31 protein-coding genes and 3 tRNA genes are annotated in these 24,883 nt (G+C 33.7%); 19 read left to right on the top strand and 15 right to left on the bottom strand.

Features of this window, described 5'->3' with window-relative positions; genetic code table 11:
* Positions 1 to 54 precede the first annotated feature (54 nt).
* The 5 genes from tes (at position 55) to OEW78_RS02660 (ending at position 5,589) form a co-directional block, all read left to right on the top strand.
* Positions 55 to 1,719: a tetraether lipid synthase Tes gene (gene tes, locus OEW78_RS02680; protein WP_300323666.1), complete on the top strand. Its 1,665-nt coding sequence runs from the start codon at positions 55 to 57 to the stop codon at positions 1,717 to 1,719.
* 194 nt (positions 1,720 to 1,913) lie between these two features.
* Positions 1,914 to 2,480: an STT3 domain-containing protein gene (locus tag OEW78_RS02675; protein WP_300323661.1), complete on the top strand. Its 567-nt coding sequence runs from the start codon at positions 1,914 to 1,916 to the stop codon at positions 2,478 to 2,480.
* 210 nt (positions 2,481 to 2,690) lie between these two features.
* On the top strand, positions 2,691 to 3,122 hold the full coding sequence (locus OEW78_RS02670; RefSeq protein ID WP_300323658.1) for a hypothetical protein: 432 nt from the start codon (positions 2,691 to 2,693) through the stop codon (positions 3,120 to 3,122).
* A 43-nt stretch (positions 3,123 to 3,165) separates the two neighbouring features.
* Positions 3,166 to 3,978 carry a glycosyltransferase family A protein gene (locus OEW78_RS02665; protein WP_300323655.1) on the top strand — a complete coding sequence of 271 codons (813 nt, stop codon included), beginning with the start codon at positions 3,166 to 3,168 and terminating at the stop codon, positions 3,976 to 3,978.
* A 120-nt stretch (positions 3,979 to 4,098) separates the two neighbouring features.
* Complete coding sequence (locus OEW78_RS02660; RefSeq protein ID WP_300323652.1) at positions 4,099 to 5,589, top strand: hypothetical protein; 1,491 nt, start codon at positions 4,099 to 4,101, stop codon at positions 5,587 to 5,589.
* A 350-nt stretch (positions 5,590 to 5,939) separates the two neighbouring features.
* On the opposite strand, the gene OEW78_RS02655 is transcribed toward OEW78_RS02660, so the two are convergent.
* Positions 5,940 to 6,950 (bottom strand): SIS domain-containing protein, encoded by a 1,011-nt coding sequence (locus OEW78_RS02655; protein WP_300323649.1) that lies wholly within the window; start codon positions 6,948 to 6,950, stop codon positions 5,940 to 5,942.
* A gap of 88 nt (positions 6,951 to 7,038) precedes the next feature.
* Here OEW78_RS02655 and mtnA point away from each other — a divergent pair, with 88 nt between their 5' ends.
* Together mtnA and OEW78_RS02645 are read left to right on the top strand one after the other, a co-directional pair.
* Positions 7,039 to 8,103 (top strand): S-methyl-5-thioribose-1-phosphate isomerase, encoded by a 1,065-nt coding sequence (gene mtnA, locus OEW78_RS02650; RefSeq protein ID WP_300323646.1) that lies wholly within the window; start codon positions 7,039 to 7,041, stop codon positions 8,101 to 8,103.
* Between the two features lie 36 nt (positions 8,104 to 8,139).
* Positions 8,140 to 8,778 (top strand): PqqD family peptide modification chaperone, encoded by a 639-nt coding sequence (locus OEW78_RS02645; protein WP_300323643.1) that lies wholly within the window; start codon positions 8,140 to 8,142, stop codon positions 8,776 to 8,778.
* A gap of 2 nt (positions 8,779 to 8,780) precedes the next feature.
* Here the strand turns inward: OEW78_RS02645 and OEW78_RS02640 are convergent, their stop codons facing one another.
* Positions 8,781 to 9,428 carry an SDR family oxidoreductase gene (locus tag OEW78_RS02640; protein ID WP_300323640.1) on the bottom strand — a complete coding sequence of 216 codons (648 nt, stop codon included), beginning with the start codon at positions 9,426 to 9,428 and terminating at the stop codon, positions 8,781 to 8,783.
* 24 nt (positions 9,429 to 9,452) lie between these two features.
* Entirely contained in the window at positions 9,453 to 9,692 is a 240-nt protein-coding gene (locus OEW78_RS02635; RefSeq protein WP_300323637.1) for a hypothetical protein, read from the bottom strand.
* Between the two features lie 118 nt (positions 9,693 to 9,810).
* On the opposite strand from OEW78_RS02635, the gene OEW78_RS02630 reads away from it, so the two are divergent.
* Positions 9,811 to 10,404: a hypothetical protein gene (locus tag OEW78_RS02630; RefSeq protein WP_300323634.1), complete on the top strand. Its 594-nt coding sequence runs from the start codon at positions 9,811 to 9,813 to the stop codon at positions 10,402 to 10,404.
* Here OEW78_RS02630 and OEW78_RS02625 read toward each other — a convergent pair.
* Together OEW78_RS02625 and OEW78_RS02620 are read right to left on the bottom strand one after the other, a co-directional pair.
* The gene (locus OEW78_RS02625; RefSeq protein WP_300323631.1) at positions 10,368 to 10,859 is read right to left on the bottom strand and encodes a hypothetical protein; all 492 of its coding nucleotides are present in this window, start codon (positions 10,857 to 10,859) and stop codon (positions 10,368 to 10,370) included. The genes OEW78_RS02630 and OEW78_RS02625 overlap by 37 nt on opposite strands.
* A gap of 42 nt (positions 10,860 to 10,901) precedes the next feature.
* Positions 10,902 to 10,976, bottom strand: a tRNA-Arg gene (locus tag OEW78_RS02620).
* Positions 10,977 to 11,020: 44 nt separating this feature from the next.
* On the opposite strand from OEW78_RS02620, the gene OEW78_RS02615 reads away from it, so the two are divergent.
* Positions 11,021 to 12,196, top strand: a complete 1,176-nt coding sequence (locus OEW78_RS02615; protein ID WP_300323629.1) for an aminotransferase class I/II-fold pyridoxal phosphate-dependent enzyme — start codon at positions 11,021 to 11,023, stop codon at positions 12,194 to 12,196.
* Here the strand turns inward: OEW78_RS02615 and OEW78_RS02610 are convergent.
* Genes OEW78_RS02610 through npdG form a run of 3 tightly spaced genes read right to left on the bottom strand, consistent with a single transcriptional unit; the run spans position 12,190 to position 13,492 of the window.
* A complete protein-coding gene (locus OEW78_RS02610) occupies positions 12,190 to 12,591 on the bottom strand; it encodes a pyridoxamine 5'-phosphate oxidase family protein (RefSeq protein ID WP_300323627.1) in 402 nt (133 codons plus the stop codon). The genes OEW78_RS02615 and OEW78_RS02610 overlap by 7 nt on opposite strands.
* Positions 12,575 to 12,808 (bottom strand): hypothetical protein, encoded by a 234-nt coding sequence (locus OEW78_RS02605; protein WP_300323624.1) that lies wholly within the window; start codon positions 12,806 to 12,808, stop codon positions 12,575 to 12,577. The genes OEW78_RS02610 and OEW78_RS02605 overlap by 17 nt, the downstream gene beginning before the upstream one ends.
* A 12-nt stretch (positions 12,809 to 12,820) precedes the next feature.
* Positions 12,821 to 13,492: an NADPH-dependent F420 reductase gene (gene npdG / locus OEW78_RS02600; protein ID WP_300323621.1), complete on the bottom strand. Its 672-nt coding sequence runs from the start codon at positions 13,490 to 13,492 to the stop codon at positions 12,821 to 12,823.
* Between the two features lie 52 nt (positions 13,493 to 13,544).
* Here npdG and OEW78_RS02595 point away from each other — a divergent pair, with 52 nt between their 5' ends.
* Genes OEW78_RS02595 through OEW78_RS02570 form a run of 6 tightly spaced genes read left to right on the top strand, consistent with a single transcriptional unit; the run spans position 13,545 to position 17,932 of the window.
* Positions 13,545 to 14,168 carry a histidine phosphatase family protein gene (locus tag OEW78_RS02595; protein ID WP_300323618.1) on the top strand — a complete coding sequence of 208 codons (624 nt, stop codon included), beginning with the start codon at positions 13,545 to 13,547 and terminating at the stop codon, positions 14,166 to 14,168.
* 55 nt (positions 14,169 to 14,223) lie between these two features.
* A complete protein-coding gene (locus tag OEW78_RS02590; protein WP_300323615.1) occupies positions 14,224 to 14,484 on the top strand; it encodes a heme transporter CcmC in 261 nt (86 codons plus the stop codon).
* Positions 14,485 to 14,486: 2 nt separating this feature from the next.
* Positions 14,487 to 14,918 (top strand): cupredoxin domain-containing protein, encoded by a 432-nt coding sequence (locus OEW78_RS02585; RefSeq protein ID WP_300323612.1) that lies wholly within the window; start codon positions 14,487 to 14,489, stop codon positions 14,916 to 14,918.
* A gap of 49 nt (positions 14,919 to 14,967) precedes the next feature.
* Positions 14,968 to 16,494 carry a cbb3-type cytochrome c oxidase subunit I gene (locus OEW78_RS02580; protein WP_300323609.1) on the top strand — a complete coding sequence of 509 codons (1,527 nt, stop codon included), beginning with the start codon at positions 14,968 to 14,970 and terminating at the stop codon, positions 16,492 to 16,494.
* A 12-nt stretch (positions 16,495 to 16,506) separates the two neighbouring features.
* On the top strand, positions 16,507 to 17,478 hold the full coding sequence (locus tag OEW78_RS02575; RefSeq protein ID WP_300323607.1) for a plastocyanin/azurin family copper-binding protein: 972 nt from the start codon (positions 16,507 to 16,509) through the stop codon (positions 17,476 to 17,478).
* Between the two features lie 10 nt (positions 17,479 to 17,488).
* Positions 17,489 to 17,932, top strand: coding sequence for a COX15/CtaA family protein (locus OEW78_RS02570; RefSeq protein WP_300323605.1), 444 nt, complete (start codon positions 17,489 to 17,491; stop codon positions 17,930 to 17,932).
* Here the strand turns inward: OEW78_RS02570 and OEW78_RS02565 are convergent.
* Complete coding sequence (locus tag OEW78_RS02565; RefSeq protein ID WP_300323603.1) at positions 17,922 to 18,446, bottom strand: hypothetical protein; 525 nt, start codon at positions 18,444 to 18,446, stop codon at positions 17,922 to 17,924. The genes OEW78_RS02570 and OEW78_RS02565 overlap by 11 nt on opposite strands.
* Positions 18,447 to 18,543: 97 nt before the next feature.
* Here OEW78_RS02565 and OEW78_RS02560 point away from each other — a divergent pair, with 97 nt between their 5' ends.
* The gene (locus OEW78_RS02560; protein ID WP_300323600.1) at positions 18,544 to 19,146 is read left to right on the top strand and encodes an SRPBCC family protein; all 603 of its coding nucleotides are present in this window, start codon (positions 18,544 to 18,546) and stop codon (positions 19,144 to 19,146) included.
* A gap of 61 nt (positions 19,147 to 19,207) precedes the next feature.
* A tRNA-Lys gene (locus OEW78_RS02555) sits at positions 19,208 to 19,281 on the top strand.
* 53 nt (positions 19,282 to 19,334) lie between these two features.
* Here the strand turns inward: OEW78_RS02555 and OEW78_RS02550 are convergent.
* The 4 genes from OEW78_RS02550 to OEW78_RS02535 form a co-directional block, all read right to left on the bottom strand.
* A complete protein-coding gene (locus OEW78_RS02550; protein WP_300323597.1) occupies positions 19,335 to 19,520 on the bottom strand; it encodes a hypothetical protein in 186 nt (61 codons plus the stop codon).
* Positions 19,521 to 19,987: 467 nt separating this feature from the next.
* Positions 19,988 to 20,542: a class I SAM-dependent methyltransferase gene (locus OEW78_RS02545; RefSeq protein ID WP_300323594.1), complete on the bottom strand. Its 555-nt coding sequence runs from the start codon at positions 20,540 to 20,542 to the stop codon at positions 19,988 to 19,990.
* 38 nt (positions 20,543 to 20,580) lie between these two features.
* Positions 20,581 to 20,742 carry a hypothetical protein gene (locus OEW78_RS02540; RefSeq protein WP_300323591.1) on the bottom strand — a complete coding sequence of 54 codons (162 nt, stop codon included), beginning with the start codon at positions 20,740 to 20,742 and terminating at the stop codon, positions 20,581 to 20,583.
* Positions 20,743 to 20,782: 40 nt separating this feature from the next.
* On the bottom strand, positions 20,783 to 21,697 hold the full coding sequence (locus OEW78_RS02535) for a branched-chain amino acid transaminase (RefSeq protein ID WP_300323589.1): 915 nt from the start codon (positions 21,695 to 21,697) through the stop codon (positions 20,783 to 20,785).
* 94 nt (positions 21,698 to 21,791) lie between these two features.
* Between OEW78_RS02535 and OEW78_RS02530 the strand changes: the two genes are divergently transcribed.
* Positions 21,792 to 21,998: a hypothetical protein gene (locus OEW78_RS02530; protein WP_300323586.1), complete on the top strand. Its 207-nt coding sequence runs from the start codon at positions 21,792 to 21,794 to the stop codon at positions 21,996 to 21,998.
* A gap of 148 nt (positions 21,999 to 22,146) precedes the next feature.
* Here the strand turns inward: OEW78_RS02530 and OEW78_RS02525 are convergent, their stop codons facing one another.
* A complete protein-coding gene (locus OEW78_RS02525) occupies positions 22,147 to 23,562 on the bottom strand; it encodes an aspartate kinase (protein ID WP_300323584.1) in 1,416 nt (471 codons plus the stop codon).
* A gap of 45 nt (positions 23,563 to 23,607) precedes the next feature.
* A complete protein-coding gene (locus tag OEW78_RS02520; RefSeq protein ID WP_300323581.1) occupies positions 23,608 to 24,624 on the bottom strand; it encodes a glycosyltransferase in 1,017 nt (338 codons plus the stop codon).
* A 79-nt stretch (positions 24,625 to 24,703) separates the two neighbouring features.
* Between OEW78_RS02520 and OEW78_RS02515 the strand changes: the two genes are divergently transcribed.
* Positions 24,704 to 24,778 (top strand) — tRNA-Val (locus tag OEW78_RS02515).
* The last annotated feature ends 105 nt before the right edge of the window (positions 24,779 to 24,883 follow it).

Below are 24,883 nucleotides of genomic sequence, written 5' to 3'. Positions count from 1 at the left end.
GGGGGCAAGTATGAAATCGATTATATACTATCTCAGAAAAATTTCAATTACATAATGGCACTAATTCAGATATCAAATCAATCAACTAAAAATTTAGGTAAAAAATCCACAATTAGATTCACTCAAAGTATCTGTCCAGACTGTAACATGATTCTGGATGCTGAAGTTTTTGAGAGAGACAATCAAGTTTTCATGTCAAAGGTATGTCCAACTCACGGTGAATGTGAGGAATTATACTTTGGTTCTTATGAAATGTACAAGAAATTCAGTACATATTGGATGGATGGTAAAGGTGCCCATTCTCCAAACGTAATGATTGACAAGTGTTCATGTCCAAATAACTGTGGATTATGCTCAAACCATCTGTCTCACAGTGGACTAGCAAACATGATTGTAACTAACAGATGTGACTTGACATGCTGGTACTGTTTCTTTTATGTAAAGAAAGGCCTTGAAGGTGCTTACATGTACGAGCCAGACCATACTCAAGTTAGAAGCATGATGAAGACTCTCAGAGCAGAAAGACCAATTCCAGGAAATTCTATGCAAATCACTGGTGGTGAACCAATGCTTAGAGAAGATATTGCTGATGTTATCAAAATTATGAAAGAAGAAGGTGTTGACCATATTCAAATGAATACCAATGGTATCAGACATGCAATGGATCCAGAAGCTGCAAGAGAAGTAAGACTTGCTGGATGTAATAACCTGTATCTTTCATTTGACGGTGTAACTGCAAGAACAAACCCAAAGAACCACTGGGAAATTCCATATGCTCTTGATAGTTGCAGAAAAACAGGTACTACTGTAGTATTTGTCCCAACAGTAATCAAATCAATTAACGATCACGAACTAGGTGGAATTATCAGATATGCACAAAAGAACATGGATGTAGTCCATGCTGTTAACTTTCAACCAGTATCATTAACTGGAAGAATGGGTAAATCCGAACGTGAAAAATACAGAATCACAGTTCCTGATTGTGTCCAAAGAATAGAAGAACAAACAAACGGTGAAGTAACTGTTGATGACTGGTTCCCAGTTCCAAGTTGCATGCCACTAACCAATGTAATTGAAGCATTCTCAAGCAAACCAAAATATGAATTATCGATTCATTTTGCTTGTGGTGCAGGAACATACATCTTTGAGGATGCAGATACAAAGAAGTTTGTCCCATTAACTAAATTCTGTGACATTCAAGGAATGTTAGAATTATTTGAAGATAAAGCAGAGGAAATCCGTTCTGGTAAAAATAAGTATTTTACAATGCTTGAAGTTGTAAGAAAACTCAAAGGCTTTGTTGATACAAAGAAACAACCAGCAGGATTAGACTTGGCCAAGATGTTTGGCAACATACTCATGAAGAGATCATTTGATTCAGTTGGTTCATGGCACGTCAAAGGATTGTTCCTTGGCATGATGCACTTTCAAGACAAATACAATGAAGACTTGGAAAGACTACAAAGATGTGATATTCACTATGTGACTCCAGATCTCAGAATAGTCCCATTTTGTGCATTTAATGTAATCCCAGAATGGTACAGAGACAGAATCCAAAAGAAATACTCTATCACTGTAGAGGAATGGGAAGAAAGAGAAGGTGTCAAATTAGAAGACGGTCTATATAGAGGTCTAATGAGACGTGGAGCAGGTGATGAACTTGCTGCTGGCTGTGCAAAGAGTCAGATGTTCCATGATGCAGCACAAGCAACAATGTAAATCTAATTCTTAAAAAATCCATTATTCTTTTTAAAAAGAGTAAACTATTCAGTCTCAAACAAACTTGTTGATTACACAATTTCAATTATTTAAAATAAAGAATCTTGATTTTAAGATAAATCATCCATTAATACTTGGAATATTAATTCTAGCATTTTCTATCTCTTTTCTAATTCGTTATCAACCTGCGGAATATGGGTTTGAATCAAATGAATTTGATTCTTTTTTTTAATTTCCGTGCCACTCAATTTATTGTAGAAAACGGTCTTTCTGAATATTTTCAGTGGCATGCTAATATGAGCTGGTATCCAGAAGGACGTAATGTGTCCGGAAGTTCACAAGTAATGTTACATATAACAACTGCAGTAACTTATCAACTTTTTGGAGATGACTTTTCATTATATGACTTCACAATTTTATTTCCAGTAGTTGTTGGCTTATTAACGGTAGTCATAATTTTTGCACTAACCGGATCATATGTAAGCTCCGCTTTTGTAAGGTTAGAACTTTTTGCCTCAATCTCTATAATCATTCTTTCTTCTATTGGTCTATCAATTCTTACAAGGGAGATAATGCACTACAAAAAACTAATCTACCCAATTCAAGGTAATATGTTAAAGATTTCTTTTAGTATGGTAATAATAATTCTAATTGTTATTCCCTTGACATTTCCTGCAAATGGAAATTGGATTACTTCTATTAATACCCCGCCAACAATCTTGAATGGCGGACCTACATATTCTGTTTCAACAAATGATTGAAAGTAAACCTTAGAATGGATAAAGATAAACACTCCGCCAGATTCAGTAATTGCCTCGTGGTGGGATTATGGCTATTGGATATCCACAATGTCTCAAAGAACTATGGTAGATAATGCTACAATTAATACATCACAAATTCAAAAATATCTGAAATATTCCTTAGTATTCCTAAAGATGCATGGAAAATGCTTCAAGAAATGAAGAGCGACTATGATAGTTTTTGTTGCTGGACAAAAATTGAACTTTCAAGATGAAAAATCTCTTCATACTCTCTCTGGAGGAGGCGATGAATCAAAGAAACAATGGTTTATGCGTATAGTTGGTGCACCACTGGAAAAATATCTTTATTCCGATGGAATTAGCGGAACCGATTATTTTTGGAATGAAACATTACTTAGTAAAATGTTTCCATTTTCTCTGGTAGGCTACATAAACCCGAATAACAACAATCAACACTCACTAGAGCACATTCCTGGTTTTACTGCTGTATATACAGATAACATAAAATATCCTTCTGATGGTAATGGTCCATTTCTATTAGTTTATGCTTCATCCTCTTTTACAGAACAGAAAATTGGACCAGTAATTGGAGTATTTGTCTATGAAGTTAACAAAGATTATTTATTGTACGGTAATGAATAGGTCAATTCATACATGCTCAATCTAAATTTATGTTGATGTTAATTTGAATAACATAGACAAAAAAGTTATTGTAATAATTCCTGCTAGAAATGAGAGTCAATTTTTAAACTTTACCTTGGCAGCTCTAAAAAAACAAACTTTGACTCCATATAGAATAATCGTCGTTAATGACGGATCCACTGATAATACTCATGACATTGCAAAAAAATCTCATGTTGAAGTCCTTGATCTTGATGATAGGGGATTTAGAGCTACCGGCCAACCAATTTTAGCATATGTAATTAACAAAGGATTAGAAAACATACTTGATAATGAATGCCAATATGTTATGATACTTGGTGCTGATCATATACTTCCACCTGATTATATGTCCAAACTTATTGCAATTATGGATGCAAATAGATCACTTGTTATTACATCTGGTATAATCAACGGCGAATCACAGAGAGACACCTCTCCTAGAGGTTCAGGCAGAATCATAAAATATGATTTTTGGAAAAAATTAGGATTACATTATCCTACTTGGTATGGATTTGAAAGTTATATTGTCTATAAGGCACTTATTGAGTCATATAAAATTCAAGTTGTTAGAAATGCTGTTAGCTGGTCGCAAAGACCAACTGGGAAAACTACTAATTACAAAAGTTATGGTAAAGCAATGAGGGCACTAGGATATCACCCGTTATATGCAATAGGCCGAATTACTTTGACAATTAAAAATAATCCAAAAGGAGCAATGAACATGCTTTTAGGTTATTTACATTTACGTGTTAAAAAATATGATATTGCATCAGATGTATGTAAATTTCAATTCAATGAAATTAAAAGAAAAATAATATCAAAGTTTTGTTTGTAAACGATCTTATGTTTTTAAGTATTTCCAAATCTATTTCAATAAATCAACAAATCGAAAGTCTATCTAGTAAAACTAAAGACAATGAATTATGCTTAAAACCTCTATAATCAAGTACTGATAATGAACAATGTTAGAGTAACATATTCTGGACTTATAGCTTTTGCAGTAGCTCTTTCTAGTGTATTTACTGGATTAATATTCACAACAATCGTCACCCGTCAACTATCTGTTGAAGAATTCGGTACATGGTCTTTGATTGGAAATATTATCACTTACTTCATAATTGGTGAAGGTGTGATCACTTATTGGACAGTAAGACAGATAGCAAGAGGTGAAAAAATTGGCCGAACAACTGTTTATTCAAGTATTGTATATTCAATTTTATGCATTCCAATTTTCCTAGTAATTGTCTTTGTGATTGCAGACACTAGTAATGCAATTCTAAGCTCGATGATTTTGGCAACAATTCTTGTACCAGTATATCTTATAAACAAAGGAATAACTGCAATAAATCTTGGTACCAAACCTCAAGTTATCAGTTATGGCATAATAGCATTTGAAATATCAAAAATTCCCACAGGTTTATCTTTTGTATATTTCCTTCAGATGGGTCTAGATGGAGCAATTTTTGCACTCTTAATTGCAAATATTCTAAAAATCAGCATTCAGGTTTTTCTTACTAGGGAAGATATCCGGAATAGATTCAATCTAGATGTTGTTAAAAGATGGCTCAAAAACTCTTGGGTGTCAATGTATTCGACATTTCCTGACATGCTTCAGTGGTTAGATATTTTACTATATTCGATCATTATGGGTTCTGTTGTTGGTCTTGCTTTCTTTAGTGTTTCAAATACAATAGCTTTCCTTACATATCATTCCAATCTAATTTCTCAAGGTCTTTATTCAAAATTACTCGGAGGAGGCAAATCCAAACATATGCAAGAAAACTTTGCACTTTTGTTATACTTTGCAATTCCCTTATTGACTATATCCATAATTTTTTCTAAACCTATTCTTTTTTTGCTAAATCCAATATATCAAGAATCATCATTTGTTGTGATTTTACTTGCTTTTAAGACATTTTTCTTTACATTAGGTTTAACACTTCAAACTTCATTGTTAGCAATAGAAAAAATTGATTTGAAAGAAAATTCAACATTTTCTGAACTAGCAAAAAGCAAACTGATATTTATTCCTACAATCAGATACATAAAAATAGGAATCTATCTTGCGGTTTTTACCCTTCTGTTAGTTTTACTTTCATCTCAAAATTTACCTGAAAATGAACTTGTGACAATGTGGGCTGCCCTTTCTCTAATTGTTGAAGTTCCCTTCTTTATTTTTGTGATATTTTTAACAAAAAAACATATTCAATTCAAATTTCCAACCTCTAATTTCTTAAAATATTTATTTGCATCTTTGGGATTAGCATCTGTCTATTTTCTGACATCTAATTATCTGATAACTTATGATAGCAGTATTTTCAAATTCTTACCTCCATTACTTTTACAATTAATCCTTTGTGCTGCTGTTTATCTTGGGATCACTTACATCATTGATCAGAAAACTCGTCAATTATTCGAATCAATAATATGCGAACTTAGAAGATAGTGAATATCTAATTTTAAAATATTTGATTAAAAAATAATTCCTCAATAGCATTGGTTATCTAATTATGTGCATCTTAGTAATAGTATGTTTAGAGATTACGATATGGATAATGATGAAATGTGACAATTCTCAGAAGAAATTCATAAATTTCTGAGAAATTAACCAAAAACGTTACAAAGTTTTATTGGATAACATTGTATATTGTTCAATTTTTTATTGATTGATGAAGAATCCTTTTGGTAAATTGATAAAATCAATAATTTGGACTAGAAGAAAATTAAAATGCTAAATCAATCGTCAAAAAATATGTTCAGATAAAACAATCATATGATTCGAAATAGTGGTAAAAATTACAAATTATTTTTAATAAAATTGATTGATTCTACAGGTGTTGGATCAATTTCTGATAATACTGCTCTGTAAATTGAAGCATAGTCTAAAAGATACACCAATCTCATTAATTTTGTTAAAATATTGCCATCTCCTGAGAAAATTTCTCTATATTCTATATTTCTCCCATTAAAAAATCTCTTTAGGATTTCCCACCTTTCTTTCGTCTTGATATAATCATCAGCTCCCTCAATCATTATTGGAATTACACTACTTTGTTGTTCCCATGAAACAATACCATTGTGGGATGATTCAACCACATCTTCTGTTATTGCATGCATTTTTGTATTTTCTTGTAGTGAATTTTTGAATCTGACTGCAGCTGCTTGCAATCCTGCAGGATAATAAATTAATGGAATTCCTGATATCCACTCTGCTAAATTTAATGCAGGATTATCTGCTGTTAAATTTTCTGAATTTATACTACTGCTTAATTTCTTCATCTCGATTATTGACTCAGAAATATCGTTTGCAGGAATAGGTATTACAGGATTTAACACCTTTAACATAGAATACAAAAATCTCGTAAATGATCCTCTAGGGGAATGTATTTTGGGAATTTTTCTATAGTCTATTTTCTTCTTCATACAAAATTTTTCCATTTTCCCTCCTGATGAGAAAGAGATGACCTTGCAATCTTGTCTGCTTGCAGAATTTAGTATTGTCAAAGTTTCATCAGTATCACCAGAAACGCTAGTAGTCACAACAAGAGTATCCGAATCAACAGTTTTTGGTAAAATATACCCTTTTACAATTGAAACATGAATATTTGTTTTTGATAAAATTGAGGAAAATATTGAACCAATAGCACCAGAACCACCCATACCTGCAAAAACTATATGATCTATACCTTGAAATTTTATTGCTTCTAACGATGCATTATAGGATTCTTGGGCAATTTCTGGCCATCTATCGTAAACCTCATACATTTTTTGACTGTCAAATTTTTGTAATGTTAGCAAATCAAGCAAGTACTTTTAAAAAATCAGATGAGGATATAACATTTGATAAAAATTTCTTAGGTTGATTTTAAATATAGTTCTAAAAATTCTATCTTAAATGGAAAATATCGATATCCAAATCCATCCTTCGTTAAGAACAGTAGATTGGAAAGATAATAAGGTAATAATGATTGATCAAACCAAGTTACCTAACGAACTTGTTTTTGTAGAATATGACGATTTTAATCAAGTAGCAAATGCTATTAAAAATTTGATAGTAAGGGGCGCTCCTGCAATAGGTGTTTCTGGGGCATTTGGATTGGCATTGGCAGTTTTACAAAGTAAAGCCACAACAAAGGATGAATTAATTTCAGATTTAGATAGTGCAAGAAAAATTCTTTTTGCAACTAGACCTACTGCAGTAAACTTAGGTTGGGGGTTAAAGAAAGTCATGAATATTGCGAAGTCTGGAAACTCAGTTGAACAGATTAAACAATTAGTAATTTCTGAAGCTAAAAAAATGGCCGAGGAAGATATTGAAATAAACAAAGTAATGGGGAAGAATGGCTCTGTTCTTTTTGATGATAATGATACTATAATGACTCACTGTAATGCAGGAGCACTAGCTACTGTTGCATATGGAACAGCATTAGGTGTAATTAGAGCAACTAGAGAGAGTGGAAAAAATGTCAAAGTAATTGCAACTGAGACTAGACCAATTCAACAGGGCTCAAGATTAACTGCATTTGAGTTAAAACATGATGGATTTGATGTTAGTCTAATTCCAGACACTGCAGTTGGATATTCAATGGCAAATGGACTAGTAAACAAAGTTGTAGTTGGAGCTGATAGAATTGTAAAGACAGGTCATGTATTCAACAAGATTGGAACTTATCAAGTGGCAACAATGGCAAAACAACATGGGATTCCATTTTATGTGGCAGCACCATTATCTACCATTGATTTGCAAACAAAGGCTGAAGATGTCATTATAGAGATGCGTAATGGAGCGGAAGTTACAGGAATTGGAGATAAAAAAACTGCACCTGATGATATTGGAGTAATAAATCCAGCATTTGATATGACTCCACCTGAACTAATTACAGGAATAATTACTGAAAAAGGCGTGGCTACTGCACCCTATGAAGAATCCATCCCAAAATTATTTGAAGCTAATAATTAGAAAGTTTTTATTGTTTTTCAAACTGCTGCATACAATATGAGTACTGTCTCTGTTCAGGCAATTGAGGATTCTTTGAAACAATGCATGGATCCTGAAGTCCCTCTAAACATTGTGGAAATGGGATTAATCTATGGAATTGATGTTACAGAAAACAATGATGTAAACATCAAAATGACAATGACTACACAAGGTTGTCCATTACATGAAACTCTTGTTCAGGACGCAACAAGATACGCAAAAAAAGTTCCTGGAGTGAATAATGTCAAAATAGATATCGTCTGGGAGCCTGCATGGACAATGGATAAAATGACTGAGGAGGGGAAAATGAAAATCAAAAACATGGGTGCAGCAATGAATACTCCTGCACCAATTAACTATGAAACTGCATTACCTCAAGGAGTTGGCAAACTAGTGCAACAAGAAGACGGTTCTATGGTACTAGCTAATGAACATGATCAGGGATTTATGGTCAATCAGGCAATTGTAGATTTTTGGAAGTCTTGTAATGGTCAGCGTAAAGTAACAGAACTAGTTGAAGTATTTGCACAGCAAACTGGATTGCAAAGAAATCAAGTTGAAAAAGAAGTCATGCAGTTATTGCAACAATTACGTGAAGGTGGACTCATTGCAATTGCAGGTCAACCAGACACACCAAATGTTGAATTTAAAAAATAATCTTAAAAAATATAGTTTGAATTTGCACCATCAAAGTTTATTGTAACTCCTGAAAGATATTTTATTTTGTTTTCAATTATAGATTTTACAAAATTTCCAATCTCTTCAGGCTCACCTAGTCTCCTCATAGGCAATGTCTTTTCAAATTCTTGTATGTTCTCAATTAATTCCTGAGTTCTATTTGTGTTGATTGGACCTGGTGCAATGTTGATGCAACTGATGTTTTTTTGAGCATATTCTTTGCTTAATACCTTGAAAACTTCAGCAAATGCAGCACGGTATGCTGAAGATATTATCAATTTTGAATTTGGCTCTTTGATTACATTAGAACTAATCAAAAAGATATATCCTCCATCATTAACTTTGATTTTCTGTAGAATGGTGACAAACCCCAGAAATAGTTGATTGTGGTATAGTTTCCAATCTTTTTCTGTAACAGTCAAGAAAGGTTTTGGCGCAGGCCCTCCTGTGTTTAAAACAAGAATCTCTGTTTCATTATGTTTTTCTAAAAATTTTCTAACGCTGTCTAAATTTGATGTATCAATATCATTTTTTGATGTTGCAAAAACATCAATATCTATTGATTTTAGTGAATCAGAAATTGCTTTTCCTATTCCGCGGGAACCTCCAAGAACAATTGCTCTGTTCATAATATTTTAAAAAACTCTTGATAATTAAATTTCTTTGATTTCTGTTATTATACCTAACACTGAATCCATCTGAATTATCGCCTTTTTCTCATTCCATCCTAATGCAACATACCAATCCCCTGCATCATTATGATACTTTGTTTCCAATGTTTTGATATCTTCTGGTTTTACATCATATTTTTTTGCAATGCCTGAAATTGCCAGTGCAATTGCATCTTTTTCTTTTTCTAGGCGCCTCTTCATCAATCCTATACCTGGACTCATAATCAGACTAGATTGTCTCATCTAATATAGTTAATTCATAAAATTACCTATCATGTTGAATTTTTCAAATGTTACTCTTACAATATCTCAAATAATCCAATAATATTATAAAAACAAAATGAAACTGATTCAAAAATTATCAAATTCAGCAATTGCAAAATCTAGTACGCTTGTTTCACTTGCATCAATTTTAGCAGTAATTGGTCCTATTGTGATTGTTTCAGCGGGATTTTGGGATGCCATATCTCATATTCAAAAAGAACCTGAATTCTTTTGGAGTCCTTCTCATGTTGTAGTGTATTTTGGAGTTTCCATGACTAGTTGTGCAGCAATAATGGGAGGCATACTAGTAATTAGAAAATCAGTTCGCGGTTCTCTAAAAACTGGAATCAAACTGGTAATTTTAGGATCTATCTTACAGATTGTTTCAGGCTTTGGTGATTCTTTGTCTCATGATGTTTTTGGAATTGATGGATTAATTTCATGGTCGCATCAACCACTAGAGTTAGGACTAGTTCTTGCATCATTGGGGGCAGTATTGATATTAAAAAATAGAGAGCATACAAGACTCAAAATATTCTTGCCTTTCTCGATTATAGCATTTTTATTTTTTACAACTTGGCTGATTTTTAATCTAGTATTATTCTTTGGACATACAATCCAATGTATCCAAATCTATGAAATATTTTCCTCTGGTTGCTCTATACTATAATTTTTAATTTTAACGTATGATACTATCATAATGATTATTGCTCCAACAAATATCATTATCCCTGATGCAAACATTTTCTGAGAGTTTGTATTTCCAAATTCTGTTTTTAGATTAATTGGGTTTTTTCCAATGTTTGTAATTTTCATTGTATATTTGCCGTCTTCATTAAAATCAAAATATCCTACTGACATTTTTGTCTGAACCATTTGTTCTTGAATCACATTATCTTTCGTATCTAAAATCTGAACAAACACTTCTTCTCCTGAAAATTCAGGCATGTATAATTTGAAATATCCTATACCTATACCTGAAAATTCCTGTTTTGTTTGAAAAGAACTTGATTCTTTGAGAACTACTGCATCATATTTTTTTCCAGTCTCATCAAAAATAATCACTGTCCAAACTATTCCTATTATTATCAATATCAATCCAATTTTGAATGGAGATATCTTCAATTCATCATGCTGAGAAATTATTTACTTTATAAGATAATCTAAAGGACTCGGAGGGCTTCGATCCCTCGACCTAGCGGTTCGAAGCCGCTCGCACTATCCAGACTGTGCAACGAGTCCAAACAAGTAAGATTTTAACAGGTGTAAATATCTGTCTAGATACTTTGAAGGTATCAAAAAAAGTTGTTGGAGTAGAATATGCAATTAGAGATATCGTACTTGCTGCTAGAAAAGTAGAACAAAAAGGAATACAAGTTGATTATCTTAACATTGGTGATCCTGTCCAGTTTGGATTTCAACCTCCAAATAATGTAAAACAAGCTTTGATTGATGCAATTAACAGAGGAGATAATTTCTATTCGACATCTGAAGGTCTTTTAGAATTAAGACAAGAGATCGCTAAAAAAGAAAATGTAAAAGGACTATCAATTGGAGCTGATGATATTTTGATCACTAATGGAGTTTCAGAAGGACTTGATATGGTGATTTCATCGATTGTTGAAGAAGGAGATGAGGTATTGCTTCCAGGACCTTACTATCCTCCATATGCTTCATACGTTAGATTACATGGTGGTGTTCCTGTAGAGTTTGCAGTAGATCTGAATAATTCAACTCCTGATATTGAAGATATAAAATCCAAAATCACATCAAAGACTATAGCTATATGTCTAATCAGCCCAAATAATCCAACAGGTGTTGTGTTTAATGAAAATGCACTCAAAGAACTAGTAAATATTGCAAATCAGCACAATCTCTACATCATCTGTGATGAGATTTATGATCAAATCGTATTTGATGAAAAATTTGTAGGAATTGGAAAAGTTGCCGGAGACTCTCCAGTTATTGTTCTAAACGGATTCTCAAAAGTACACCTAATGTCTGGTTGGAGAATAGGCTACATTGCATTTAATCAATCACCGCAACTTGAACAATTACGTGAACATCTTCCAAAATTAGCAAGAGTGAGAATTGCAACTAGTCTTCCTGTACAATATGCAGCTTTGGAATCTCTTCGCGGACCTCAGGATTACATTGGCACCTTTGTTTCAGAAATGAAGAAACATCGAGATTTTGTTGTTAAACGACTAAATGAAATACCTGGATTATCATGTCCGAATCCAAAGGGATCATTTTATGCATTTCCAAAAATTGAAGATATTAGATTTGGAACTGACAAAGAATTTGTTACAAAATTATTGGAAGAAAAAGGTGTGCTTACTGTTCATGGTTCTGGATTTGGAGAAAAATACGGCAGTGGACATTTCAGACTAGTATATCTTCCTGATCTCAAAATATTAGATTCAGCAATGAATAAAATTGAAGAATTTGTAACTCAGTAATTCCAAACTGTAACTTTATCTGGAATTATCTCAATAATACAATCAGTATCATCTAGTAATTCTATTGCTGATTTGTTCTCAAGTGTCTTAAAATATCGCAAAAGAATCTTTTTTGCGATTGATTTAACTTTGGAATTTTCTAAAATAAGATTGGCATTTCCTTGCCCCATCACTCCATAGATATTTGGAGCATTAATCCCTACATCTACACAAAATGAAACTCTGCTGTTTTTTTTGATGTTTTTAATTTTTTGCCTGCTTGTGTTTGTCCCAATATAGAATTTTTTACTACTATACCTATACCAAACTGGTGAGATATGGGGGGTTTTGTTCTTGCCTATTGTAGCTAAATGTAATATTTTTTGTTCTGATAGAAATTCATATTTTTTGTTCATGTTTTCTAAATCCTAATGCTATCATAAAAAATCCAAAACATATCATTGCAACTGAAACTTTTTCGTTTGTAAATTCAGCATTAAACAAAAAATCTCCCACAAAATCTATTCCCCAAATCAATAATTGTTGAACAAGAACTATTCCTCCCATCACGCAAAACAACACACCTATGGCTGTAAACCAATTTCTGCCCCGTCTATAATACTCGTGACTCATGATAAATGAGACTCAGATAATTTTGATGCCTGGATTCTTTATCTTGTTTCTAATCATCGCATTGAGCAACAATGGGGTAGACATTTCTGCAAGATATGATAATTCGATTGGTCCCAAGTATATTGATCTTAATCCTTTGATTTGATCAATTAAGCTATTTACAACTGTAACTGATTCCATATCATCTCCACAAACAAAGATATCATAATCTAGTTCTAGAGTTGGATTGACAAGTTTTTTTTCAGAAATTACATGAAATGCTGAAACAAGTTTTGATTTATCTTTCATATGTTCTGAGACAAGTTTGTATGAGAATGGTTTGTTTTCTTTAATTGAAACGCATTCAAACCCTACATCTGTTTTTGTCATTGGAACAATTGGTGATACTACAACACAACTATCTTTGACTTGTGATAAAATTCCTGAACATACAGAATCAATATTCTCATATGGAATTGATAAAATTAAAACATCACTTTCTTTTGCAACTGAAACATTATCATTTCCTGTAATTGATCCTTTGATTTCACCAAATGCTTCTTTTGCCAAGTTTGTATATTCTACAGCTGAATCTGATGCTCTTGCAGCATCTCTAGAGCCAACTATTACATCATTGTTTTGTGACCATCTCAAAGCAAATCCTTTACCCATTCCACCAGTTCCACCGATAATTCCTATTTTCATGATTTATCTATCTAACAATGTTATTATTATCTTTATTTGAAAATCGATCAAATTGGGACAGATTATCTTTCTTAGACATGGACAAGCTAAAAATAACACTGAAAGAATTCTAGCTGGACGAACAGAAGGTATCCCATTAACTGAAACTGGAATCAAACAAGCAGAACATACTGCTGAATTACTTGAACACATGAATGTCTCAGCAATTTATTCTAGTCCCATTCAAAGAGCAAAACACACTGCTGAAATTGTTGGAAAACATAATTCAATTGATGTAACAATTGATGATCGTTTAATTGAACTTGATATGGGAAAATTTACTGGAATGCCTTATGATAAGATCTTTACTAGTCATGGTAATGTCTTTATGAAATTCTATAAAGGTGAATTGGAAATTGCTCACAATGGAGTAGAAACATTTGATCAAGTCAAAAAACGAGTTTTAGGAATAGTAAATCATGTAGCTGAAAAACATCCAGACGAAAATGTTGTCCTAGTGACCCATATGGATCCAATAAAAGCAATGCTTTCAACAATTGTCGATTTATCTGCTACTAATCTCTTTGAACTGATCATTGCAAATGCCTCTCTTAACATCTTTAGGGAAAAAGAACGGAAATTCTCCCTTTCTGGATTGAATGTAATGCATCCTTCTCGATTCGATCAGGGTTGGTAGCTAATAATCTTGAAAACCCTTAAATAGAAATTATAGTTCACGTCATTCAATTACTATGAAGAAATTCGTTGGGTTGCTTTTGGTATTGGCAGTTTTAATGATAGTTCCAGCTGTAGACTTGGTATTTGCAGCTGGTGATGAGCCTGGTGAATATCTTGATCGTAGAGTAGTTATTTGGAATTTATTTTATCGATTAATGACAGTCGGATTTACTGTTGGTGCAGTAGTATCTGGAACAATTATTTGGCAATGCTGGAGATTCAGAGAATCTCATCCTAAAGCAAAGCCAACACCATATGAGGGCACGGACTGGTAATCATGGGAGGACACTCTAATTGGCCTGAATGGATTTACATCGGTGTTGTTGTAGCTCTAATGGTTTGGGTAGGTGCCGAAGCTTGGGAAGCAGAACGATTAGTTGAACATTCCCCAGAAGATGCTGAAACGATTATTGTAACTGGTCAGCAATGGTTCTGGACTTTTGAACATGAAGATGGAACTAAAGAAACCGGTGAACTACATGTAGAAGTTGGTAAAGCTTACAAATTTGAAATTCACTCTAAAGACGTTAATCATTCTTTTAATATTCACGATTATGTAGTTTTGATGGATGCGATTCCTGGCAGAGTAAACACAGTGTGGTTTGCTCCAACTGATGCAGGAGAACATGACATTCAATGCAGAGAATACTGTGGATTGATTCACTATAACATGAGAGGAAAATTGATTGTGGAGGATCCATCATCTTGACAACGCTTTTATCACAACTTTCATTGGTAAACATTGAGGAGATTAACTAATGGTTCTTGAATTACAAAAGCCACGTCCAATTTGGCAAATAATGTTTTCAACACATCATACTGATGTAGGTTTACTTTATCTAATTACATCCCTAGGATTCTTGTTCTTAGGTGGAGCATTGGCTCTTGCAATCAGAGCAGAGTTGTTCTTACCAGGTGCACAAATTATTGGTGATGCAATGACCTTTAACAGAATTTTTACAGTTCATGGAACAACGTTAATCTTTTTGTTTATCATTCCATTTGCATCTGCAGTTGGTAACTATTATGTTCCAATTATGGTTAGATACAAAGACATGGCATATCCAAAACTCAATGCAATTGCATTTTGGATGATTCCTCCTGGTGGAGCACTCATCTGGCTAGGCTTTGCAGACTTTACTTGGTATGCAACACCGCCATACTCTATCATCAGTGCTCCTGGTCCAGCTGCTGACATGTGGATTTTTGGATTAAAGATTCTAGGTATTTCATCCGTATTAGGAGCAATCAACTTTATCGTTACAATTCTAAAATGTAAACATCCAGACATGTCAATTGGACAAGTTCCATTGTTGGCATGGTCTTTCTTATCCTCATCTTTGATTATCCTTGTCGCAATTCCAACATTTGCTGCAGCGCTCTTAATGCTACTTACTGACAGACTTGGTGTAAGTGGATTCTTCAATCCTGCAATGGGAGGAGATCCAATAGCATATGCACACTTGTTCTGGTTTACATTCCATCCTGAGGTGTATGTACTGGTAATTCCTGCAATTGGTATGATGTATGAAATAATTCCAAGATTCTCAAGAAAACCAATTTACAGTTACAACTCTGGTGTCTTTGCATTTGTTTTGCTATCTATTGTCGGTTTCTCATCATGGGCACACCACATGTATGCAACCGGAATGTCATTTACAGAAAAAACCGTATTCATGGTAGGAACTCTAGCAGCAGTTCCTGCATCTGCGATGCACGTATTCAACTTTGTAGCAACAATGTGGAATGGAAGAATCAAGTTCTTAACACCAATGATGTGGTCTGTTGGTGGTATTGCATTATTCTTCTCTGCAGGTGCAGGTGGTGTTGCAAATGCCGCTATGCCGTTAGACTTTACAACACACGATACATACTGGGTAGTTGGACACTTCCATCTCTTTGTGATGGGAACAATTGCATTTGGTTCAATTGGATTCCTATACTACATGTTCCCATATGTGACTGGAAGAATGTACAATGAAACAATGGGTAAGATTCACTTTATCATGTCCTTTGTTGGTACTGTATTGGTATTCTTTACACAACACGTACTTGGCTTGTATGGAATGCCAAGAAGAATTTTTGATTATCCACCAATCCCAGAATGGATTGCTATGAACCAAATTGCAACAGTTGGTGCAATGATTATTGGTGTCAGTATGGCAATATTCTTAGCAAACATGATTTACAGTTCTGCAAGAGGAAAACCTGCAAATACCGAAGATCCATTTGGAGTCGGTGGGAAATACTATTATCCATTTGAGGCAAAGAACCCATCACATTAGGAGATTTATGAAATGAGTCACGATAATTCCCAAATTTACAGAACAACTCCAGCTAGAACTGGAAAAATGATGATAATCATGTTGGGTATCTGCATTGTAGGTGGAGCAATCTTCTTTGGAATGTGGGACTATTGGATATCAGAACCAGCCCCAGTTGTAGCAATGATGGCTGGAGATTCTGCGTCAGCAGGTCCAGCAGCACACACTGGAGCAACTATAATGTCTGCTCTTTCATTTATTGAATCATCAGACTTTAGGACTTTGGCATTTAACGCATTACCAGGAGATCCTGATAACAATCCAACAATCAATATGGAAGTTGGAGACAAGGTTGTCTTTGATGTTGTCAATGATGGTAGATCATTCCACTCCTTTGGTGTGACTGCCCAAGAAGAAGGATTTGGAGGAATTATTCCAGGAAGTGAAGTTGCAACTGCATCCAATCCTCTTAAACCAGGCCAGGCTGGAACATCCGAGTTTGTTGCAGGTGAAGAAGGAGTTTATTATTACATTTGTACAGTTCCAGGTCATAGAGAACAAGGAATGGTAGGTAAAATCATTGTAGGTGATGTTTCAGTTGAAGAAGAGATTATGAAAGCTGCACCAGAACCAGAGGTTCTACAAGAAGTGCAGGCACCAGAACCAGAGGTAAAGAAAGAAGTTGCAGTATCAGAACCAGTAGCATATGATGGAGTGATATCTCTACCAGAAGGTTCTGGAGTTCCTGGATGTGATGCAACAAACGAATGTTACATTCCATACCATGTTATAGTTTCAGCAGGTGAAGAAATTACTTGGTCAAATGATGATTCAGCAGCTCATACAGTTACAAGTGGAACACCAGCAGGCGGTCCTGATGGAATCTTTGATAGCAGTTTGTTTATGGCAGGTGGCACATTCTCAGTTACATTAGATGAAGCAGGTGAATACCCTTACTTTTGTATGGTCCATCCATGGATGACAGGTATTGTTACAGTAAACTAGTAGAGAAATTTTGGCCATTCAATATCTAGCATTAGCAACATTGATTGTTTTGTATTCATTGATGTTTATTGGTGGATATATTTCAGCAGCTGGCCTAGGTTTGACTTGTCCTGAATGGCCTCTATGTCCTAATGGAGTAATGCCCTCTGAAGAATATCTTATTGAATGGATTCATAGAACAGTTGCTGCAACTACTGGGGTGTTGATTATTGCTACTATGGTTGCAAGTCTAATCAACAAAAATTCAGACTCGAAAATAAAAATTACTAGTTCACTTGCAACAGGTTTAGTAATTACACAAATTACATTAGGAGCTCTAGTCATTGACACAAAACTACATGCAGTACTAGTTGCAATTCACTTGGGCATTGGAATATGGCTATTTGCTATGGTGTTGTTAACTGTGATATTTGCATTTAGAATTACAAAGTCTTCTAAAACAATTACTGCTTAGCTTTTCTTAGTATTTTTGGCAAGTAAATATACAACATTACCCCTACAAATACCAAAGCGCCTGTAGTAATTGCACCAATGAATATTACTCCAAATGGACTTTGTGTTCCCATGTTAAATGTATAAGTCAAAACCCCCTCAGTTCCTTCCATATCATACAAATCCACTTTAACAATATGATTTCCCACATTCCTCCAAACATAATCAAAATCCCAATGGGATCCCTCTATTGAGGTAGGTGGAATGGCATCTACTTGCTGATCATGATAAAAGACTCTGATCCCCATTGTAAAACGATCTACTTCTTCATAATCAAATCCTTTAGTGACTTTGATGAGAAATTGAGATGGTTCATCAATTTGTGGAAATTCTGGGGCTGTGGCCACTTGGACTCTATAATTGCCATATGACTGCTCAGCAGAATTAAACATGGAATGTGCATATGCTGAACTAAATCCTGAAAATGATGAAAATATCAAAATAAAGATCAAAAAACCTGATCGCTTTTTAGTCATTCAATTTACTGTATGCTATGGATGAATATATTGTAAGTCTATTTCTTCAGGAAAATCTTCAAAACCTTTAAATCCTTATTGGCAAGAAACTCAATCGTTGACCCTCGTTACAAAATCAATCGATATCAAGACACCTGTAGAGAATGTTTTTACCTACTTTGCAAGACCAGAACATGTTTCTGATCAAATCAAAAATGACACTGTAGGTATGACTGTAGTTCCTATGGACATCAAAGAAGGCATGGGTGTTGGTACAACTTTTAGAGTTATCGGTGACTTTAGCGGAAAACGTTTAGAGTGGGATTGTGAAACAACTGAATTCATCAGAAATGAGAAAATCACTGCCAAACAAATTGAAGGTCCTTTCAAGAACTGGCAAATTACCAACGAATTCAAAGCATTAGGTAATAATCTCACAAGAGTAACCATGTCAGTAGATTATGAGATGCCATTTGGTCCTTTAGGAGCAATTTTGGATAAAGCAAAGTTTGCAAAATCTGCTGAGAAAGGAATGGAAACTGCTCTATACAACGTTAGAGGACTACTAGAAGGAAACGGTTCAATTCCAGTATACATTACACTAGATGCATACCAAAAACTTCTAGCCGAAAAGAAAAAGATGAACGATGTTCCAGTTTCAACTGCACTTACAGCAATCATTGAAAAGTACAATGAAATTGAAGCTAAAGCACAAAACTAAAAATTTTCATTTATTTTAAAATCTTAAGATTAATAACAACTCTAGGCCTATCTATTTTGGTGGGTCTATGGCGCAGCCAGGTAGCGCACCGGACTCTTAATCCGGTTGTCAAGGGTCCGAATCCCTTTAGACCCGCTCTTTAATTTTGAAATAAATTTTTAGATTTGATAATGTTGTTGAATTCTTTTTCAAGCTTTAATCTGATTGTATTTTTTTGCAAGAGCAAGCAATTCGTTTACTCCTAATGGTTTTGAAATGATTTTGATTAATCTTTGTTTGATTACATCTTTATTTTTTGAGTCAAATTCTGAAAATCCAGTAACAATTACCACATTTGCCTTTTTGTCAATTTCTTTGATTTGAATGCTTGGCATCCATCTAAAATGGCATGTCTCCATCTATGATTACTAGGTGTGGTTTGAATTCTGAATTTTTTTACTCCTTATATGCCGTCTAATGCCGTTTCAACATTAAATTCATGCATTTCTAGAATCTCTTTGTAAATTATAATTAGATCTGAATCATCTTCTACAACTAAAATAGTATCTTTCATGCCTAAATAATACAATCATACTTTATTATTAAAGAACAAGTCAGTGTTGATTATTACATATTGCTCATTATGGTACTGTAAAGTCAACAAGGCTTGTAATTTTCTTCTGTAAAGTATCGAGACCTAAGTTATTGTATAATTACCTACTTTTCTATAATGGATTAGGTTTGGCAAGTTGTAAAAATACCATTAAACAACATGAGAAGAAATCAGCATAACAAATAATCCTACAACTTTTACTATAATACTACCAAAAATATCTTCTGTTGAACGTAAAAATAGATAAAATTACAATTTTTTTAATAAAGTGAATCTGGACTTTTCAGGTTCTATATCTTCATGCATGTCTACATTACTAATAAATTTCACATTATATTCAAGCCATCTTTTTTTCATATTACGAAACTTTTGATTTTCGTCGATTTGTTTTTCATTTTCTTCAAACTTTTCACAATTCATTATGTATTTACATGCAACTCTAAACATCTCTGCAATTCCTTTTTCAAGTGTATCATCATCCAAGTAATTCATTAATCCATGTGTAAACACAAAGTCTACTGAATTATCATCAAATGCCAATTCAGTAATAGATCCTTTTTTAAAGTCTGCAATGGGTTGTTTTTCTTTTGCAATGCTTAATGCATTATCATTTAAATCTACACCATGGACTTGAAATGTATTCGGAAATAGCCTTAAATCAATTCCTGTACCGCACCCAATCTCTAGAATACTTGTACATCTCAAAGAAGTTGCTAAATCTCGAACAAATTTAGAAAATTCTTCATTATACCTTACTTCGTTTTCATCAGAGTATTTGTTCCAAAATTCTTCATTATAATTCATAAAATTTTTCAAACAAAGCTGTATTTGATACTAGTTGTTTAATGCTGACATTTGCATAGAACAAGTTTTGTATCAAAAGTACAATCATGAGGTCCATCTGATTTTCCTTGAGTAGGAATCTCTTTCATACAATCATCATGACGACCTTTTCTACAAAACCAGCATATTTCTTGTGTATCTCCAGTTGCACATGAATCCATATTTTCTAGTCTATCTTGTGGGTAAAAAACCTCGTGGAATCTAGATAAATGTCAACCATGGCAAGAATCTTTCATCTTTTCCCATCACTACATCTGAAAATGATTTTTGTAATGCTTTGGTGATACTTCCCATTTTCCCGTTTCCAATCTTTACTTTGTCAATTTGAGTTACAGATTTTACTTCAGCTGCTGTTCCTGTCATGAAAACTTCATCTGCGTTATAAAGATCATCTCGCTCTAGATCACGTTCAATTACGAATCCTCCGTTCTTTTTAATCATTTGTATAATGCTATCTCTAGTAATTCCTTCTAATCCTCCTGCTGAAAGAGGTGGTGTTTGAATAATGTCGTCTTTGATTATGAAAATATTCTCTGCGCTACCTTCTGCAACTTTACCGTGATAGTTTAGCATTATTGCTTCATCATACCCGTTGTCTAATGCCTCCATTCTTGCAAGAGCTGCATTTGCATAGTTTGATGCAGCTTTTGCTTGCATTGGTTGGGATCTTGAATCAATTTTTGTCCAGCTTGATACTTTGCATTTTGCTCCTGAAAATTTACCTGCTTTTGATTCTCCCATCTTCCATTCCCAACATGAAATTGAAACATCTACATTATTGGTAGTAGGTGTCAATCCCATTGTTCCATATCCATAATATGCTAATGGTCTAATGTATGATTCTTTGAGTCTTCCTGCTTTTACAGTTTGAATGATTGCATCTGAAATTACTTTTTTTGAGAACTGCATTTTCATTGAATAGAGTTTAGCAGATTTGAAAAATCGATCAACATGTTCAGGCAATCTAAAAATTGCTGATCCATTTGGTGTGTCATAACATCTGATCCCTTCAAAAATTGATGTTGAATAATGTAAGGCATGAGTTAATACATGAACTTTGGCATCTTTGAATGGAACTAGTTTTCCATTCATCCATATTTTTCCAATTTCTTGCATAGGAGAGCAAAAAAACAATGCTAATTTAAAGAATTATCTTTTTTTGTTGTTAAAGAATCTCAAACTTCATATCTCATTAATCATTAATTCAAGTATGGAGTGGATTCTGGGTTTTGCTGGTATTGTGTGTCTTGTTGTAGGCCTGGTTGGTCAGGCATTTGAAATGAGGAAAATCCGTCTGACTGCATACAAAGATGAAGATCTAGGCTCATCCAATATTTTCATGAATAAGAAAAATTTCAAGTGGTATGCCATACTAGGAATTGGAATCATTTTGTGGTTTGCAGCTGAGCGTATGTGAATGGATCTATATAGATCATCTCTAAATACTATGAATTGTAACCAATAGTATGCGTGTTTTGGGTAACGCCGGACTAACTCTAGATAAAGGTCCAAGAACAAACCCATGATGGCGTTTACAGGTGAAAGCCCGTAACGCCACTTTTACATTAAATAAAATTAATCTTTGAAATTTCTTGGTGGACTGCTTTGATAGCTTTTGTGATGTTATCATGTGAATCTTCTACAACAATGATTATTCGTGATGTTTCTTCCTGTGCATCCATATTCAAAATGTTTAATCCTGATTCACCAATCTTTGCACTGGTTCTAGAAGCTACTTGCTGAACCCTCCACATCTCATCTCCAATCAATGTAATGACTCCTCTGTTGTATGTAATCGTGGCAAGTGAATCAAACGCTAAAAGATATTTTTCGTTTCTCTTAACATATTCCCCATCTAAGAATAATATTCTGGAGAATTCTATCCCGTCTTTTGTAAATGGTGACAAAATGACAAATTCACTATAATGCTTGTCTTTTTCTAAAGATGTCAATAATCTCTGAATTGAGTTTGTTTCAATTCTAAATATTGCACAATTTTTTTTCCCTGTTACTATTTTGATTGGATGTCCTTTTTGCTCTTGAAGATTTCTTTTAATTATAGTAATTTTTTCAGGGTTTTTCATATTTGTAATTATAATTGGCATGTCTACTCCATTCTCGACAATCTCTTTAATTGCAATCGGATCTAAAATTTTCATTCCGAACATTCCTGCCAATCTTGCTTCATTATATGATAATTGAACTACTTCTCTTAATTTAGAATCTACTACTTTTGGATCTGCAGAAACTACTGCACTATCTTTTTCAAAATCTATGCTGGTTTCATATTTTTTATGAAACAATATGCCTAAATCAGCTGCTGTTCTATCTGAACCCCCACGCTCATATGTCGTAGTTATACCATCAACTGTTTTACCAATAAATCCCCCGATGGTTATTACTTGATTGTTTTCTACCAATTCTGCTACTTTGTCCATTCTTTCTCTAGATTCTACTGCGAGAAAATTTGTAAATTCTATATTATGATCAGTGATTATTGGCCAATCCTTAAATTCTACTGCTTCAGTTTTGATACCATTGCTTCTTAGAATGTAGGCCATTACATGCGACATCAAAATTTCTCCTGAAAATGCTAATGCCTTTGAACGTACCTCATTGACAAATTCTTTATTGTTAAATGCCTCATCAAGTGCTTTTTGTGCCTTTTCTAGGTGAAAGTCAATCGTTTTCTTACATTTTTCTCTATTATTCTCATCAACCATCTCTAGAATTTTTTGATAAGTTGATCTTACAATATCTAAAGATGGTTTTATTCCATTTTCTGCATTTTTGCCCTGTTCTAAAATGACATCCGTCAATGAACGCTTTTTTTCATTATGAACCGTTAAAGGTGCAGAAAAAACTGCAATTACTTTTGAATCTACTCTTAAATCTAAAATTCTTTGAATAATTTTTGGAATTGTCTCACCATTTCTACCTATAGCACTACCGCCAAATTTGGCAACTATTAGATTAGTCATAGTATTTTATCAAAACTAAATGACCTTCTATTAAGCATTAGGTTGTTAATCCATCAATTTCTGAATAATTTCAGCTGCAACTTTAGCACCATTTGTATTTACTTGATTTCTTTTGGCCTCTATTTTTTCCAAAATCAATTCTTCTAATCTGTTTATGTCTTCGAATTCAAATCCTTCTTCTTTTGCATTATCTTCTTGTTCAAAATGCCCTTTGATTGGTATGAATATTGCAGGAGTTCCATATGCATTTGCCTCATCTATGGTTGATTTTCCTGCTAATGAAATAAGCAAATCTGCTGCAAAAATTAATTCATGTAAATTATCAACAAATCCCAGATTTTTCACATTATCAAATTTTTTACTTATTGCTGGACCTGAAACTAAAACCACATCTATGTCTTGATTGATTTTTGAAATATCTTTTATTGCTTTTTCAATTAGAAACAATCCTGCATCAGTTCCTCCTACAGAAATAATTATTGTCTTTTTTTCAAAAGAAAATTTTTTCCTTAACTCGTCTCTAGTGTTATTAGTTTCTCTAACAATAGGTCCAACTCTCTTAATATTGTCTTGATCATTGCCTATTTCAGGAATAATTACCATGTCACATTTTTTAATAATGTCTTGCATTGATTTGTTCATCTTTTTTTCTATAAACGATCCAATTCCTTTAGTAAAATGAGTTTCTAAGATATCTGTAACTAGTACTGTTGGAATTTTCATTTTTTGTGCCATGATGAGCGATGCAAAATCTTCATCACTAATAACTAAATTGGATTTGTCTTTATGCAGGATTTTATCTGAAATATTTTTACAGTCTCTATAATATTGATAATAATTCCATAACCATTTTGCAGGATTCTTTAGAGATCCATTTTCAATAATAAATGAAGGAGGATTGTATGCATCTTGGACATTATAATTTAATTTTTTTAGAATTTTTGCAGCACCACTTCCTGTGACAAAATTTGTTGAAATATTTTCAAAATTATTCACAATTGCAATATCACGAGTCACATGACCTAAACCAATTGGACTAGAAAAAAAACTGAAAACATCCATGATTTTCTTAATTTTTTATCAAATTTCTAGATTTTCTCTTGTCTGAAAGTTTAAATGGATTTTAACAAGGTAGATTTCTGGGCTCATAGTCCAGGTCGGTTATGACGTCGCCCTTACACGGCGAAGATCCGGGGTTCAAATCCCCGTGGGCCCATGTCCTTTTTTCGATACAAAATTTACTACATTTTATGCCTAACAAAACAGTTTCTTCTTATGAAGGTTCAAGTCGCAAATGGCTTGAATCTAAAAATTTGAAATT

Source organism: Candidatus Nitrosopumilus sp. (assembly GCF_029882185.1).
Taxonomy (GTDB): Archaea; Thermoproteota; Nitrososphaeria; order Nitrososphaerales; family Nitrosopumilaceae; genus Nitrosopumilus.
This window is presented reverse-complemented; position numbering and strand designations above follow the sequence as displayed.

Bases quoted from the DNA above. Each gene is read 5' to 3' on its own strand.
- tes (WP_300323666.1), top strand. From the start codon at position 55: ATGGCACTAATTCAGATATCAAATCAATCAACTAAAAATTTAGGTAAA.
- OEW78_RS02675 (WP_300323661.1), top strand. From the start codon at position 1,914: ATGGGTTTGAATCAAATGAATTTGATTCTTTTTTTTAATTTCCGTGCC.
- OEW78_RS02670 (WP_300323658.1), top strand. From the start codon at position 2,691: ATGATAGTTTTTGTTGCTGGACAAAAATTGAACTTTCAAGATGAAAAA.
- OEW78_RS02660 (WP_300323652.1), top strand. From the start codon at position 4,099: ATGAACAATGTTAGAGTAACATATTCTGGACTTATAGCTTTTGCAGTA.
- mtnA (WP_300323646.1), top strand. From the start codon at position 7,039: ATGGAAAATATCGATATCCAAATCCATCCTTCGTTAAGAACAGTAGAT.
- OEW78_RS02645 (WP_300323643.1), top strand. From the start codon at position 8,140: ATGAGTACTGTCTCTGTTCAGGCAATTGAGGATTCTTTGAAACAATGC.
- OEW78_RS02640 (WP_300323640.1), bottom strand. From the start codon at position 9,428: ATGAACAGAGCAATTGTTCTTGGAGGTTCCCGCGGAATAGGAAAAGCA.
- OEW78_RS02635 (WP_300323637.1), bottom strand. From the start codon at position 9,692: ATGAGTCCAGGTATAGGATTGATGAAGAGGCGCCTAGAAAAAGAAAAA.
- OEW78_RS02630 (WP_300323634.1), top strand. From the start codon at position 9,811: ATGAAACTGATTCAAAAATTATCAAATTCAGCAATTGCAAAATCTAGT.
- OEW78_RS02610 (WP_300323627.1), bottom strand. From the start codon at position 12,591: ATGAACAAAAAATATGAATTTCTATCAGAACAAAAAATATTACATTTA.
- OEW78_RS02605 (WP_300323624.1), bottom strand. From the start codon at position 12,808: ATGAGTCACGAGTATTATAGACGGGGCAGAAATTGGTTTACAGCCATA.
- npdG (WP_300323621.1), bottom strand. From the start codon at position 13,492: ATGAAAATAGGAATTATCGGTGGAACTGGTGGAATGGGTAAAGGATTT.
- OEW78_RS02590 (WP_300323615.1), top strand. From the start codon at position 14,224: ATGAAGAAATTCGTTGGGTTGCTTTTGGTATTGGCAGTTTTAATGATA.
- OEW78_RS02585 (WP_300323612.1), top strand. From the start codon at position 14,487: ATGGGAGGACACTCTAATTGGCCTGAATGGATTTACATCGGTGTTGTT.
- OEW78_RS02580 (WP_300323609.1), top strand. From the start codon at position 14,968: ATGGTTCTTGAATTACAAAAGCCACGTCCAATTTGGCAAATAATGTTT.
- OEW78_RS02575 (WP_300323607.1), top strand. From the start codon at position 16,507: ATGAGTCACGATAATTCCCAAATTTACAGAACAACTCCAGCTAGAACT.
- OEW78_RS02565 (WP_300323603.1), bottom strand. From the start codon at position 18,446: ATGACTAAAAAGCGATCAGGTTTTTTGATCTTTATTTTGATATTTTCA.
- OEW78_RS02550 (WP_300323597.1), bottom strand. From the start codon at position 19,520: ATGCCAAGCATTCAAATCAAAGAAATTGACAAAAAGGCAAATGTGGTA.
- OEW78_RS02545 (WP_300323594.1), bottom strand. From the start codon at position 20,542: ATGAATTATAATGAAGAATTTTGGAACAAATACTCTGATGAAAACGAA.
- OEW78_RS02540 (WP_300323591.1), bottom strand. From the start codon at position 20,742: ATGGATTCATGTGCAACTGGAGATACACAAGAAATATGCTGGTTTTGT.
- OEW78_RS02535 (WP_300323589.1), bottom strand. From the start codon at position 21,697: ATGCAAGAAATTGGAAAAATATGGATGAATGGAAAACTAGTTCCATTC.
- OEW78_RS02530 (WP_300323586.1), top strand. From the start codon at position 21,792: ATGGAGTGGATTCTGGGTTTTGCTGGTATTGTGTGTCTTGTTGTAGGC.
- OEW78_RS02525 (WP_300323584.1), bottom strand. From the start codon at position 23,562: ATGACTAATCTAATAGTTGCCAAATTTGGCGGTAGTGCTATAGGTAGA.
- OEW78_RS02520 (WP_300323581.1), bottom strand. From the start codon at position 24,624: ATGGATGTTTTCAGTTTTTTTTCTAGTCCAATTGGTTTAGGTCATGTG.